At 53.3% G+C, this 13,539-nt stretch carries 10 protein-coding genes and 1 pseudogene; 5 read left to right on the top strand and 6 right to left on the bottom strand.

Translation table 11 applies throughout. The features are described from left to right. Positions 1-205 precede the first annotated feature (205 nt). Complete coding sequence (locus tag ACO0LM_RS28475) at positions 206-2,614, bottom strand: penicillin acylase family protein (protein WP_423042294.1); 2,409 nt, start codon at positions 2,612-2,614, stop codon at positions 206-208. Between the two features lie 60 nt (positions 2,615-2,674). After that, positions 2,675-4,075, bottom strand: a complete 1,401-nt coding sequence (locus ACO0LM_RS28470) for a DUF2799 domain-containing protein (protein WP_423042292.1) — start codon at positions 4,073-4,075, stop codon at positions 2,675-2,677. Positions 4,076-4,307: 232 nt separating this feature from the next. Between ACO0LM_RS28470 and ACO0LM_RS28465 the strand changes: the two genes are divergently transcribed. Then, a complete protein-coding gene (locus ACO0LM_RS28465; RefSeq protein WP_423042290.1) occupies positions 4,308-6,125 on the top strand; it encodes an ABC transporter transmembrane domain-containing protein in 1,818 nt (605 codons plus the stop codon). 26 nt (positions 6,126-6,151) lie between these two features. Here ACO0LM_RS28465 and ACO0LM_RS28460 read toward each other — a convergent pair whose 3' ends face one another. Further along, positions 6,152-6,769 carry a TetR/AcrR family transcriptional regulator gene (locus tag ACO0LM_RS28460; protein ID WP_423042288.1) on the bottom strand — a complete coding sequence of 206 codons (618 nt, stop codon included), beginning with the start codon at positions 6,767-6,769 and terminating at the stop codon, positions 6,152-6,154. 119 nt (positions 6,770-6,888) lie between these two features. Between ACO0LM_RS28460 and ACO0LM_RS28455 the strand changes: the two genes are divergently transcribed. From ACO0LM_RS28455 to ACO0LM_RS28440, 4 genes are all read left to right on the top strand, one after another. After that, complete coding sequence (locus tag ACO0LM_RS28455) at positions 6,889-8,109, top strand: MFS transporter (protein WP_423042286.1); 1,221 nt, start codon at positions 6,889-6,891, stop codon at positions 8,107-8,109. 425 nt (positions 8,110-8,534) lie between these two features. Continuing rightward, positions 8,535-10,097 (top strand): transglycosylase SLT domain-containing protein, encoded by a 1,563-nt coding sequence (locus ACO0LM_RS28450; protein WP_423042284.1) that lies wholly within the window; start codon positions 8,535-8,537, stop codon positions 10,095-10,097. A gap of 34 nt (positions 10,098-10,131) precedes the next feature. Next, positions 10,132-10,689, top strand: a complete 558-nt coding sequence (locus ACO0LM_RS28445) for a helix-turn-helix domain-containing protein (protein ID WP_423042282.1) — start codon at positions 10,132-10,134, stop codon at positions 10,687-10,689. Beyond that, positions 10,658-11,203, top strand: coding sequence for an IS630 family transposase (locus tag ACO0LM_RS28440; RefSeq protein WP_423042296.1), 546 nt, complete (start codon positions 10,658-10,660; stop codon positions 11,201-11,203). The genes ACO0LM_RS28445 and ACO0LM_RS28440 overlap by 32 nt, the downstream gene beginning before the upstream one ends. A 166-nt stretch (positions 11,204-11,369) precedes the next feature. On the opposite strand, the gene ACO0LM_RS28435 is transcribed toward ACO0LM_RS28440, so the two are convergent. The 3 genes and pseudogenes from ACO0LM_RS28435 to ACO0LM_RS28425 all read right to left on the bottom strand — a co-directional run. Then, complete coding sequence (locus ACO0LM_RS28435; protein WP_423042280.1) at positions 11,370-12,623, bottom strand: tetratricopeptide repeat protein; 1,254 nt, start codon at positions 12,621-12,623, stop codon at positions 11,370-11,372. 171 nt (positions 12,624-12,794) lie between these two features. Beyond that, on the bottom strand, positions 12,795-13,223 hold the full coding sequence (locus tag ACO0LM_RS28430) for an ExbD/TolR family protein (protein WP_423042278.1): 429 nt from the start codon (positions 13,221-13,223) through the stop codon (positions 12,795-12,797). A 213-nt stretch (positions 13,224-13,436) separates the two neighbouring features. Next, a pseudogene (locus ACO0LM_RS28425) lies at positions 13,437-13,539 on the bottom strand (biopolymer transporter ExbD); the annotation flags it as partial.

Here is a 13,539-nt window from a genome sequence, read left to right as displayed (position 1 = left end):
TATTGTGGGCTTTTACAACAACGTTCGCTTGCATTCTGCCCTGGGCAATCTGCCACCCAGTGTCTATGAGCAAAAAATGGCAGAAAAAGAACCTATCCCAGTGTCCGAAAATACTTGACCACTACATAATTATCCCCTCCCCTTCAAGGGGAGGGTTAGGGTGGGGATGGGTTTCGGTTGATCAATGTCCTTAAACAACATACCTCTACTTCCCTCGCAACACCAGCACGCTCTTCGCATGCGCGCTCACATCCTTCGCATCCAGATACTGCTGCACATAATTCCCTGCCACAAATCCGCTTGCCTGGTCATTGTAATGGGCGTCAAACCAGACACCGCTCTGGCCGACGGGGTTGATGCCGAGTGCCTTGCTGGCATCAGCAAAGTCGATCAGGCGGCGGGTTGAGGGGCCGTAAGTCACTTCCCATGGTGCGGGGCCGATAGGGCCAGACAGGTTGTTTGGCACTTCGCGCCCACCGGGTACCGCGAAAGGGCCGACGTTGAACAGTGTGTCCAGTGGCTTTTTCTGGGACAGCGGGTGTTTGTGGGTCAGGGTATGCGCCCTGCCCCAGGTCCATTGTTTGCTGTCTGCACCAAAGGTAGCTTGCAGATGGGCGATGCTGTCGCGCCAGGCAAGGCGAACGATGTCGTCGCGGCTTTCCACCGTGGGTGTTTTGCGGTTATCCCACCAGGGGGAATGTTCATCCGCCAGCAAACGTGGCAAGGCCATATCCAGTGCCCGCGTGCGCAACAGATTCTTGAACTGCACTTCACCCAGTTCGTCTGCCATGGCGGCAAAACTCAATTGATACAAAAGCTGGCTGAAGAGTACGGGTGCCACGCTGTTGAGCTGGTAACTGCCGTCCCATTTTCCCAGTTGATCCAGCAGGCGTCGGCCTTCGGCGTCGGTGACTTGCCGGCGCAATACCGGCAACAGGTTTTGCAATAGCTGCGGCCCGTATTCGGTACGGGTATCAAGTTGCAGGGCCTGGCTGTTCTTGGTATCCCATTTGATGCCAGGTTTGGCCAACAGATATTCCAACCGGCGTGCGCGCTCGGGCAGGTTGTAATAGCCAGGTATGGCAAAATTAGCTGAAGGCACAGGCTGCTGGTTGGCTGATACGATAAAACCACGCTCTGGATTGATCTCATGCGGGTTGTGAGCAAAGTCGTCATAGCCGGGCTTGTCAGCCTCGGCACTGCTGCCATCGAGGATGAAAGCGGGATTCACTTCTGGTGAGCGCCTGACCAGTTTGGCGGCAGCCCACCAGGCGATATCGCCATTGGTGTTGGCCCACAATACATTCAGTCCAGGCGCATGGATTTTGCTGACAGCCGTGCTGGCGAGGGATGGTGTACTGGCACGGTTGAGCTCATAAAAGGCATCCAGCACGGGGTTTTCTGTTTCCAGAAATGCCCACCACATGGACACCGGATTATTGCGAAAGTTGTCGCTGAAGTTATCACGGAAGGCATCGGTAATGATGGGCCCGTGTGGCGAAGACCGCAGTTGCAGGCGAACCGGATCACCGCCTTTGACTTTGATGATTTCTTCGCGGTTTTGCAGGTCCACCCACTGCCCCTTGATCCAGACCTGGTTGGCATTTTGCGGATTCACTTTTTCAGCGATCAGGTCCAGGTCATCATTCTGGAACATGGTCAGCGTCCAGCCAAACTGGCTGTTATGCCCAAGCAGGGCAAACGGATTCAATACCTGATGGTGTCCGTACAGCTCAAAACCCGGCATTTTCAGGTGGGCTTCATACCAGACTGCCGGGACTGAATAGGCAATATGCGGGTCGCCAGCCAGCAAAGGTTTGCCGCTGACAGTTTTGCTGCCAGCCACCACCCACCCATTACTGCCTTCCAGTTGCGGCAAGCCGAATTCTTCCAGTGCCTGCTGGCTGGTGGTCGCGATATGCTGCAGATTAGCCCAGTCTGACTGGCTTAAGCTGGTGCCCGATTTGATGACACCTTGCGGATACCATGACAGATCAAATATGCGCAGGTAATCCGGCCCCAGTTGGTCACGTACCTGCGTCAGTACCGGCTCAGTGCGAAACGCTGCGGCAAAGCTGTAAGCCATATAGCCAGATACAGCGACCGTGTCTTCCATCGTAAACGGGCGCTTGGGAATGCCCAGCAAATCAAATTCCAGTGGTGCTGCATGGCTGGCCTGGAATTGGTTGATGCCATCCAGGTAGGCATTCAGAGCTTTTACCGGGGTGGAATTTTTATCCAGCTTCGCCGCATAGTCAGCCGCATGCTTGCGTATGCCCAGGGTGCGGAACAGGCGGTCAATATCGACCAGTTTCGGCCCCAGGATTTCTGCCAGTTCACCCTGTGCCAGGCGACGCGCCATTTCCATCTGGAACAGGCGGTCTTGCGCATGCACATAGCCTAGGGCGCGATACAGGTCGGCTTCATTTTTTGCTTCGATATGCGGCACACCACGCTCATCATACTGCACCCTGACTTCGGCACTCAGGCCGCTCAGCTCACCAACACCCGAGCGCTGTACTCGCTTGCCATACACGTAGACCGAGGCAGCAATCAGTGCAAGGATGATCACGGCCAGCAGTGACAGCAAACTCCATTTCAACAGGCGTTTCATCAGCATCTCTCATTCTGGGTATCTTTACTGATTTTACACTTGTCTGCCGGGCGACATTTTTTACAGATATAAATCCCGCTTGATCTGGCGCATTTGCTGTTCATAACGGAATTCCCATGCACGCAGGTCATCGATGCGTCTACGGCTGGCGTTCAGGAATTCTTGCAGCTCGCGACGTTCGCGTTCACGCTTGCGGTCGATATTGGCATTGTCTTCGGTTTTGGGGCGATTTTTATCATCCTGGTCGCGCTTGATATCCTGTTCCAGCCTGCGTAACTTGCGCTCGGCATCCGTATGGCGATCATCGTGCGCCAGCAAATCGGCATGCGTCTGATTATATTTTCGTGACAGGTCTTCATAATCCTGCCCACCCAGTATGGCGCGACGTAAATTGCCCTGTAGGCTAATATGGCATACCTCGATTGCCATGCTTTTATTTTCACGGCCCCAGTTGAAGGCGTTTTCCACCGTGCAGTAACGCGCATTCTGGCTGAGCCAGGCTTGTTCGTAAACATCACGGGTCTGGGCTATCACAAATACATTGTCACGCCGCGCGTTGGCCATGCGCTGTTCCAACTGGTTAGGGTGACCATAACCATCACTGTTACCGGCATCGGTCCAGTATTGCAATAATCTTTCTTCCCATTTCTGCTGATATTCGACCTCAAATAGTTTCAGGCCGCGTTTTTTGGCATCATCGCGGCGGGTATGGATATCGCGTCCGCTGACTGCATCATTCCAGCCCAGGTTTTTCCAGTATTCGACGATCTCGCGATTCCAGCCGACGTGATACGCGTCTTCGCGTACTTGCAGGCCGCTGGCACTCGCGGCCCTGACCCGGCTGGCCAATTCACTGTCGGGTATGCCATCATGCGCATCCTGATAACCCATTTGCTGCCAATACGCATAATTGCCGTCAGCCCAGCCACGCTGGTAACTGGGGGCCTGGAAACCGATCGCGGCACCTGATCTGGCCCTGGATGCTTCTTCGCTGGCATTGCGCCCAGCCTTGCCATCCTGCAGGCCGGTCTGGTACCAGTAATCGGCATTGCCCTGCTGCCAGCCTTGTTCATAGGCGGGACGGTTCAACGGCGTGCCGTTGCGCGCCACGGCATCTGACTTGACCTGGGTATCAAAATAATTGATGGCGCGGGCATTGCGGCCATCTTCCCGGCCCAGATGGGACCAGAAAATCTGATTACCCTGCGCCCAGCCCTGTTCATAATTGCTGGCAGATTCTGCCTTGATCTTGTCGCCATCAATCAGCGAGCAAAACCGTCGCCTGTCGTCAAAACGCTTGTCCAGTCCTTCTGCCCCGTCTTTGCTACCGATGCTGATCCAGTCACCCAGTTTGCAGTCATTGACACGATTGACAGTGGATTGACAGCCGCTCAATAAAAAGCCGGCAGCCAAGGCAACTGTCAGAATAAGGTGCTTGGCGGGATAGGATGTCAGGTGCATAGAAATGGGCATCTTTTAAACGATGATGCTGCATCAACGCATTCGCGCTGTCATTTGTTGACAAAACCCGTGACAGCCCATGCCAAACAAGCAGGACATCTTGCCAGTTAGGCCATAGCTTTTGGCATAGGTATAAAAAGAATGGCCTGCGCTATTGATTTTGACCAAGCCAACATCATCTATTCGCTTTGCTATTGTTTAGCTCACGCTTGCCCCCTATTCTGGACTGCGCATGACCACCTCCTCTCCCGGCACTGACATTTCCCAGCGCAGCAGCCTGCAAACGCTGAAAGGACTGCTGCCCTTCTTAAGCCCTTACAAGATGCAGTTTGTGCTGGCTGGCATCGCCTTGCTTGTGGCTGCCAGCGCGACCCTGGCTATTCCCTATGCTTTCCGTCAGATGATAGATCTGGGTTTTGGCGGCGGCGATCACAGTATCAAGCATGTGGACCTGACCTTTATTGCTCTGTTTGGCGTCGCCTGCGTGCTGGGCATTGCCACTGCGGCCAGGTTTTACATGGTGTCCTGGCTGGGTGAACGGGTGACGGCGGATATACGCGACGCCGTGTATTCCCACGTGGTGACGCAGAGCCCGGAATTTTTTGAAACCACCCAGACCGGTGAAGTGCTGTCGCGCCTGACCACCGACACCACGCTGATACAGACCGTGGTCGGCACCAGCATATCAATGGCCTTGCGCAATTTCCTGCTGTTCCTCGGTGGCCTGGTGATGCTGTTCGTGACCAGCCCCAAGCTTTCTTCCATCATCATCGTCATGCTGGCAGCCGTGGTGTTGCCCATCATTTTGTTTGGCCGTCGGGTGCGCAAGCTGTCGCGTGATTCGCAAGACCGGATTGCCGATGCATCAGCCATCGCTGGCGAAATTTTAAATGCCATGCCTACCGTGCAAGCCTTTACCCATGAACAGATTGAAGCACAGCGCTTCTCTGGCTCGGTGGAAGGCGCTTTCAAGACTGCCATGCGGCGCATACGCGCACGCTCACTGCTGACCCTGATTGCCATCCTGCTGGTATTTGGTGCCATTGTCTTTGTACTGTGGCTGGGGGCGCATGCCGTCATGCAGGGTCGCATGACTGGTGGCGAACTTGGCCAGTTCATTCTGTATGCGTCCATCGTTGCCGGTGCTGTCGGTGCCTTGTCAGAAGTGATGGGTGATGCCCAGCGCGCCGCTGGTGCCACCGAACGTTTGCTGGAATTGATAGAGGTGCAGTCACCGATACAAAATCCGGCACCGGCCCAGACTTTGCGCTTGCCGACCCGTGCCGCACATGGTGCTGAAGGCGCATCACTTTCACTGCAAGGGCTGGAATTTCATTATCCTTCCCGCCCAAAAACTGCCGCACTGTCTGACCTGAACCTGGATATCCTGCCCGGTGAAACGGTGGCGATTGTTGGCTCTTCCGGCGCGGGCAAGACCACCCTGTTCCAGATGCTGTTGCGTTTTTATGATCCGCAGCAAGGTGAAATACGCCTGGATGGCGTCAATATACGCCAGTTGAATTTGCACGACTTGCGTGCCGCCATCGGCATCGTGCCGCAAGATACCATCATTTTCTCCGCCAACGCCATGGAAAACATCCGTTATGGCCGGGCCGATGCCAGTGACGAAGAAGTGATCGCCGCCGCCAAATTGGCAGCCGCGCATGAATTCATAGAAAGACTGCCGGAAAGTTATCAATCCTTCCTGGGTGAGCGCGGTGTGCGCCTGTCTGGCGGACAAAGACAAAGGATAGCCATCGCCCGCGCCCTGCTGAAAAACCCGCCATTGTTATTGCTTGACGAAGCCACCAGCGCGCTGGATGCTGAATCAGAACGCCTGGTACAAGGTGCGCTGGAAGTGGCAATGCAGGGGCGCACCACCCTGATCATTGCCCATCGCCTGGCCACCGTGCAAAGGGCAGATCGCATCATCGTCATGGAACATGGCAAGATAGTGGAAACCGGTACCCACGCGTCACTGGTCGAACAAGGCGGCGTGTATGCCAATCTGGCTGCATTGCAATTTGATTTGCACAAGAGCGAAGAATAAACCTGGCAAAACAGGGGCCTGCCAAGTCAGATTGCAGGCTCCTGTTTTGTAATCAAGACCTGTTTTGCAACCAAGGCCTGTTTTTCCAAAGTCGCAGTGACCGCCTGCATGATGCGTTGCGAAAACTGGGGCTCATCCACCGCCCGCGCCAGTATCACTGCCCCCACCATACTGGCCAGAGCCGCCATCGCCTGATCTTCCCTTTCGGTTTCACTGTCGCCTGGCAATAAACTGGTCAACACGCTGATCAGGTCACGCGCGCCCTTGCTGGCGGTCTTGCGCACTGCCTCACTTTGCCGACCCATGTCAGTAGCGAGGGCAGCTAGTGCACAGCCTTTTCCGGGTGCGTCGCGATGTGCCGGTGACAGGTAATGGGCCGCTATGTGTGACAAGGCAGTTTCGGGAGCTTCCGCTTTCCATTTATTCCATCTGTCTGCGGAACGACCCAGGCTACGGGCACAGGTCTGCGCGATCAAATCTTCCTTGGAAGAAAAGTTTCCATAAAAACCACCATGTGTCAGGCCAGCACCCTTCATCAGGTCAACCACGCTGACACCGTCAAAGCCATGTTCACGAAATAATTGCGCCGCCACGTTCAGGATGCGTTCTCTATTTTCGTTTGCCTGCTCTCTGCTGACTTTCATTACAGCCCCTCCGCCTGGAATGCACCAGAAATTATCTTGACATTATAAATTATAACCGTAATATATAAAAAATTACGGTCATCATCTATAAATGAGAATTCATTATCATTGGGAAACGTATGAACACCAAAAACAACTTCGTGAACAGCTATCCGGCCATCTGGCTGGTATTGCTAGGTACCGCCGGCACCTTTGCTCTGAGCATGGGCGTGCGACAGAGCATGGGACTGTTTCTTAGCCCGATGAACACCTCCACCGGTCTGGGGGTAGGCAATATCAGCCTGGCTTTCGCCTTTGGCCAGTTGTGGTGGGGCCTGACTCAGCCGTTTGCTGGTGCCGTTGCCGACAAACTGGGGGCTGGCCGTGTGTTATTCATCGGCTTGGTACTGGTCGCGCTGGGCACCTTTATCACACCGCTGATGACAACCACCGCCGGCCTGATCTTTGCCATCGGCATATTGGGGGCGGGTGGTGCCGGCATCGCCGGACCGGCGGTGCTGATGGCAACCGCCACCCGCATGATCCCGGCAGAAAAACGCGGCCTGGCCACTGGCATCATCAATGCCGGCGGCTCATTTGGGCAGTTCCTGATGGCGCCGCTGGCGGTATGGCTGATGAGCCTGTACGGCTGGAACAATGCGATGCAGATTCTGGGGCTGGTGATCTTGCTGGCCCTGCCCGCCGCCTTCCTGCTGCGTGGCAAGCCGGTACAAAATACAGCCGCCGGGCAAGCACCGACCAGCACCAAAGACGCTATCTACAGTGCCCTGAAAACCCCCAGTTACCTGATGCTGGCGGCGGGCTTTTTGGTGTGCGGCTTTCATGTCGCTTTCCTGGCTACGCACTTGCCAGGTGTGATCAGTCTTTGCGGGCTGCCCCCGACTTACGGTGCCTGGTCACTGGGTATTCTGGGTCTGTTCAATATAGTCGGCAGTATTTCCATGGGACTGGCAGTCAGCCGCTGGCGCATGAAATCCTTGCTGTCGCTGTTGTATGCGGCACGCGCCGTGGCCATCATCGTGTTTTTGCTGACACCCAAAACCGGCCCCGTGGTACTGGTCTTTGCTGCTGTCATGGGATTGACTTTCTTATCCACGGTGCCGCCCACAGCAGGCCTGGTAGCCAAATTCTTTGGTCCTGCCCATATGGCCAGCCTGTTTGGCATTATCATGCTGGCACACCAAGTGGGCGGCTTCCTGGGTGTCTGGTTAGGTGGCAAAATCTTCGAGGCCAACGGCAACTTCAACTTGCTCTGGTATATCGATATCTGCCTGGCCGTTGGCGCAGCATTGATACACCTGCCGATCAAGGAAAAACAACTGCAACTTCAGGCGACATAAGCTGAAAACCGCTTGTTGAATGCTGATACATGCGGGTGAGGCACAACGGCATTCAACAGCCCCCTCAAGGTCTAAGAACCTGTTGACGATCTTACTTTTGCGCTGCTCTTCATCCCCCGCTGACGCACGCTCGCTAAAGATCGTAAACACGTTCTTAAAGATTGCCTGGTAACATCTGTCATCATATTATTTAAATCTGCCCAATCGACCAGATAAAGCACTATTACCCGATCTTAAACACTGTAAGCATAATTTTAAGCATCAATGCCAGTACTTAAGCATGCTTAACTTGAATAATGTGCACCTGCAGATGTAACAGTTGTCACTTCGCTGACATTTCCCTTGACGCTGTAAAGCGCCCTTGCGTACACTCCTACGATCCTGTAATCCACGTTGACCATGGTCGATTCCACAAGCTATTGCCTATGAAACGATTTCCCTTACGCTCTTCGTCCCTGTTTGCTGCCGCGCTGCTCAGCTACGCTGTGCCGCAAATTTGCCAGGCTGACGCGCCTCCAGCATTCGCCCTGGCATCTGCACCGGAAACCATTGCTCCCGCACCGACCGTAGGCACAGCACCCGCAGCGGCTCTGGAATTACCACTGCCGATACCGCTTGATGCAACGACACTGGAATATACGGACAAGAATAGCGATTTGTGGAAACGTATACGCACAGGCTATGCGATACCTGACCTGGAAAACCAGCTGGTCAACAACCAACTGGCCTGGTATAGCACCCGCACCGACTATATATTGCGCACCGTACAGCGCGGCTCCCGCTACCTCTACCACGTGGTCGAGGAACTGGAAAAGCGTGGCATGCCAACCGAACTGGCCCTGTTGCCTTTCATCGAATCCGCTTTCAATCCGCAAGCCATTTCCACTGCCAAAGCAAGCGGCATGTGGCAATTCATGGCGGCAACAGGTCGCGATTTCAACCTGAAGCAAACCATGTTCAAGGATGACAGGCGCGGCGTGCTGGATTCCACCGATGCCGCCCTGAACTACCTGGAAAAACTATATGGCATGTTTGGCGACTGGCAACTGGCGCTGGCGGCTTACAACTGGGGCGAAGGTTCAGTACAGCGCGCCATTAAGAAACAGCAGGCGCTGGGCTTGCCTATCGACTTCCAGAGCCTGTCGGTACACATGCCAAATGAGACCAGGAATTACCTGCCGAAATTGCAGGCGGTTAAAAACATCATCGGCCATCCGGAACAATTCAGCCTGGCACTGCCCAAGCTGGAAAACCAGCCCTACTTTGTCACCATAGAGAAAACCAGGGACATTGATGTGCGCGTCGCTGCGCAATTGGCAGAATTGCCGCTGGATGAATTTACTGCATTGAATCCACAATTCAATCGCCCCGTCATTACTGGCGACAGCAATACCAAGATCCTGCTGCCGACCGACAATGCGGCGCTGTTCAAAGAAAATCTCAGTAAATGGCAGGGCCCGCTTTCCACCTGGTCTGCCCATACGGTACAAAAAACCGAACGCATTGAATCGCTGGCAAGCAAACTGGGCCTGAAATCCGAACTGCTAAGGGAAGTCAACCTGATCCCGGCAAAAATGATGGTAAGGGCAGGCTCTACCTTGCTGGTGCCAAAATCAAACAAGGTACCAGACAATGATATTTCGATGGAAATCGCAGAAAAAGCCCAGCTTATTATGGAGAAAACTTCCACCCGCCAGGTCAGCTACAAAGTCGGCAGGCATGACAACCTGGCTGGTATTGCCAAGCGTTACCGCGTCAGCATTGCGGACCTGAAGTCATGGAATAACCTGAAGCGTGAAAATGTCGCCCACGGCCAGACTTTGCGTGTGCAAGTACCGTTTGTCACCCAGGTAAGCCATCATACCCCGCTGGCCACCCGACACATAGCAGCAGCGCCCAAGGTCGTTTATCGTTCTGCTGCACCGGTACGCAGCAACGGCAAATCCATGATCGCCCATCTCAAGAACAGCCGCAAAAAACATAGCTAAACATCACGACTTAAATATTGTCGGATAATGGTTTATGATATTGCTGTTCCCATTGACGGAGATAGCGATGCGTAAATTGCAAATTAAAGATGCAGAAATCATGCGCCTTGCCATTCAACAAGAAATTGAACGTTCCGACGAGTCCCGCTACGACCATCGCTTGCATGGCGTATTGCTGGTGGCAAGTGGTCATTCGTGCGGCGAGGTCGCTCAGTTGTTTGCAGAGGATGCACGAACTGTTCAGCGCTGGGTTAAGCGCTTCGAACTGCATGGATTCGATGGCTTGCGTGACGGCGAGCGGCCCGGCCGGCCGCGTAGCTTGGACGAGAAGCAATGGAAGGCGTTGGCCCGTGACTTGCGTCGAACTCCACGCGAATTCGGCATTGAGCAAAATCTATGGGATGGAAAGGTTCTCGGCGAACACTTGAAGATGCGCTACGGCGTGACTTTGGGTGTTCGCCAATGCCAAAGGGTGTTCAGTCAAATGGGATTTCGTCAGCGTAAGCCGCGTCCTCAAGTCGCACAATCCGACCCTGTGAAGGTCGCGATAGTAAAAAAAACTGCGCCGCCTGGCAAAACGCAAGGACATTGAACTCTGGAGCCTCGACGAATGCCATTTCCAACAACACGGCTCACGTTTGCGTATGTGGGTGCCACCCGAAGTCAAGGACCCCATATTGCGACATGCACCAACCCGCAAGTCCGTGGCGTGCTTTGGCGCGGTGAGTTTAAGCACTGGAAAATTCGTACGCACCATGTGCAACGTGCTCAATGCCGAGACGTTCAAGGATTTCGTCAAGAAACTATTGCGGCACCGTTCTCGCGGCAAACGCATGGTGGTTGTGCTCGACAACGCCCGGTACCACCACGCCATCATGCTTGCGTCAATGTTGCACAAGTACCGAGCCGTACTGACGTTGCTGTTCTTACCACCGTACAGTCCGCAACTCGCGCCAATCGAACGGGTTTGGAAACTCGCCCGACGCATTGCCACACACAATCGATACTTTGCCACGCTATCCGAAGTGCTTCAGGCTGTCGAAGCCTGTTTCGACAGCTGGCGAAAAGCCAATCCCGTGCTGCGCAAACTTTGCGGCATTATTTAAGACGCTGTGTTTAGTTACTTGCCAGCAGGCGACGTGCAGCCGTATTGCATGCCGCCATGCTGAAAACAGTGATTCCAGAAAACGAAAAAGGTGCCATTGGCACCTTTTTACGTTGATGGTGCTGATGTTTCAGTACCATCTCCAGCTCATTCCAACTTATTCCGGCTTATTTCATCGACTGATTGGCGTAGATAATCCAGTAGCGCGCCAGGTCTGCCGTGCCATCGCTGCCACGTACTGTTTTCAATAGCTTGATTGCAGCAGATTTCTTGCCAGCCTGAATGTAAGCCACGCCCAGATGCAATTTGGCGTCGTCTTCATGCTTCAGGCTGTCTTTAGCAATGCCCTCTTCCATCATGCTCAGGCCCTTGTCAAACTTGCCTGCAGCCACATAGTTGTAGCCAAGGTTGACCAAGCCCAGGCCATCTTTGGCTTTCTTGGCGTCTTCTTCATTGGCTGCGATGGTCTTGTTGGCATCATCTTGCGCCTTGGTTGCCATGTCACGCAAACGCTTGTGACGATCAGCATCCTTACCCTCACCCAGGACCCCCGCCTTGTAGCCAGCATCGATCATCTTTGTTGCTTCTGCCGGGAAACCAGCCTGGATAGCAAACAAAGACATATCCATGTAATCAGCGGTCTTGGTGATCTGACCCAGGGCCAGTTTCAAGCGCATCAAATCCAGTTTCAGACGCTCGGAATAGCCAGGTTGTTTCTGCATATTATTCAGCAGATTGACCCAGTATTCTTTTTTGCCATGGAAAGACACCATTTTTTCCAGCGCGCTGGAATAAGTGGCCATGTCCTTGCTCTTCAATGCATCATTGGCCAAGTATTCCAGATTGGTCAGGCTTGGTGTACGACCGGCTTTTTCATCCGCTGCCAGCTCTGCCCTGATTTCTTTCATGGCCTTGGCACTGTCACCACTTTGTGACATCGCCTGGATCAGGTAAGGACGCAGGGAAGAATCGGTACCACCATCGGCATAATAGCGGTTATACCATTGCGCCGCTTTTGAATAGTTACCTGCCTTGAAGTAGGCATTCGCCAGCACCTGTATCATCTGCAACTGCTCTCTGCCTGCTAATTTATTGGCAGAAACAATCGTTTCAGCAGAACGGATGACAGCATCATTGTCGCCAGCAGCAGAGGCGATCGACAGGCGCATGCGCTCTATCGTGAAATTTTCACTGACTGACTTCCCGCCAACGCCGTCCGCTTCGTGAATCTTGGACAAGGCATCCTTGTATTTCTTCGCTTTATACAGCTCACCAGCCGCCTGGACGATACGACCAATTTCAGGGCGCATGGATTCCTGCGCAAAGGCTTGGTTTGCTGCAATATTAGTTAATTCCGGAGCGGCGGCAAAGCCAATAGCTGCAATCAATACAGCAATACGAGACAAGCGAAGTTGCTTCATATGTTGATCTCTCAATCAATAAATTTAATAAACTTTAGGACTGCAGCTTCAGAAATACCCTAGGCTCAACCCGTGAATATGAAAAATGGCAGGGAAGCCCCCTGCCAATTTTCTATCATACCTTAAGAACTCAGCATTGATGCGCCGAAATCGTCTTGAAATGAATATTTGTCATTTCAAGAATTGTTCATTGCCGACCATACCGATCTTGGTCACACCCAGACGCTGTGCTGCTGCCATCACTGCAGCGACCGATTTGTACGGTACCACAGCTACTGGACGCAAATGCACTTCTGGCTGGTCTGGTGATGTCGCCACTGCATGCAGCTTGCCTTCCAGTTCAGTCTGGTTGACTGCCACACCATCCCACAACACCGTACCATCGAAATCCACATCGATATTGACAACGATAGGTTCTTTCAATTGTGGCGGCGGCGTGCCTGTCGGCATGTTCAGATTGATCGCGTGGTTCTGAATAGGAATGGTAATAATCAACATAATGATCAATACCAGCATGACGTCAATCAATGGCGTCATGTTCATTTCTATCATTACTTCCGGATCGGCTGAAGCACCGCCGGAACCTAATTGCATACCCATAATGCTTCCTTTACGAATCACTTATTCACATCACGAATGATTCGGAATCTGAATAAAAATCAAAATCAAGACCTAACATCTTTACCACAGAGACACAGAATCACAGAGAAACAACAAGAGACTTAACACTAGTCACTTTTCTGCTTTCCGGCCTTCGTAAGAATTTCTCTGTGACTCTGTGTTGAAAGGTCTCAGGTCTTTATCAAATTGCGCTTAGTCCCGTGAAGGCGGTTCGATCACGAAGCCTACCTTGGCGATACCTGCCCGCTGTGCTGTCAAGATACTCTTGCCAATAAATTCATAGCGGGTGTTTTGA

Source organism: Undibacterium sp. Di26W, from assembly GCF_049340265.1.
Taxonomy (GTDB): Bacteria; Pseudomonadota; Gammaproteobacteria; order Burkholderiales; family Burkholderiaceae_D; genus Undibacterium.
This window is presented reverse-complemented; position numbering and strand designations above follow the sequence as displayed.

Coding starts and splice junctions, on each gene's coding strand:
- ACO0LM_RS28475 (WP_423042294.1), bottom strand. CDS start 2,614: ATGAAACGCCTGTTGAAATGGAGTTTGCTGTCACTGCTGGCCGTGATC.
- ACO0LM_RS28470 (WP_423042292.1), bottom strand. CDS start 4,075: ATGCACCTGACATCCTATCCCGCCAAGCACCTTATTCTGACAGTTGCC.
- ACO0LM_RS28465 (WP_423042290.1), top strand. CDS start 4,308: ATGACCACCTCCTCTCCCGGCACTGACATTTCCCAGCGCAGCAGCCTG.
- ACO0LM_RS28460 (WP_423042288.1), bottom strand. CDS start 6,769: ATGAAAGTCAGCAGAGAGCAGGCAAACGAAAATAGAGAACGCATCCTG.
- ACO0LM_RS28455 (WP_423042286.1), top strand. CDS start 6,889: ATGAACACCAAAAACAACTTCGTGAACAGCTATCCGGCCATCTGGCTG.
- ACO0LM_RS28450 (WP_423042284.1), top strand. CDS start 8,535: ATGAAACGATTTCCCTTACGCTCTTCGTCCCTGTTTGCTGCCGCGCTG.
- ACO0LM_RS28445 (WP_423042282.1), top strand. CDS start 10,132: ATGATATTGCTGTTCCCATTGACGGAGATAGCGATGCGTAAATTGCAA.
- ACO0LM_RS28435 (WP_423042280.1), bottom strand. CDS start 12,623: ATGAAGCAACTTCGCTTGTCTCGTATTGCTGTATTGATTGCAGCTATT.
- ACO0LM_RS28430 (WP_423042278.1), bottom strand. CDS start 13,223: ATGGGTATGCAATTAGGTTCCGGCGGTGCTTCAGCCGATCCGGAAGTA.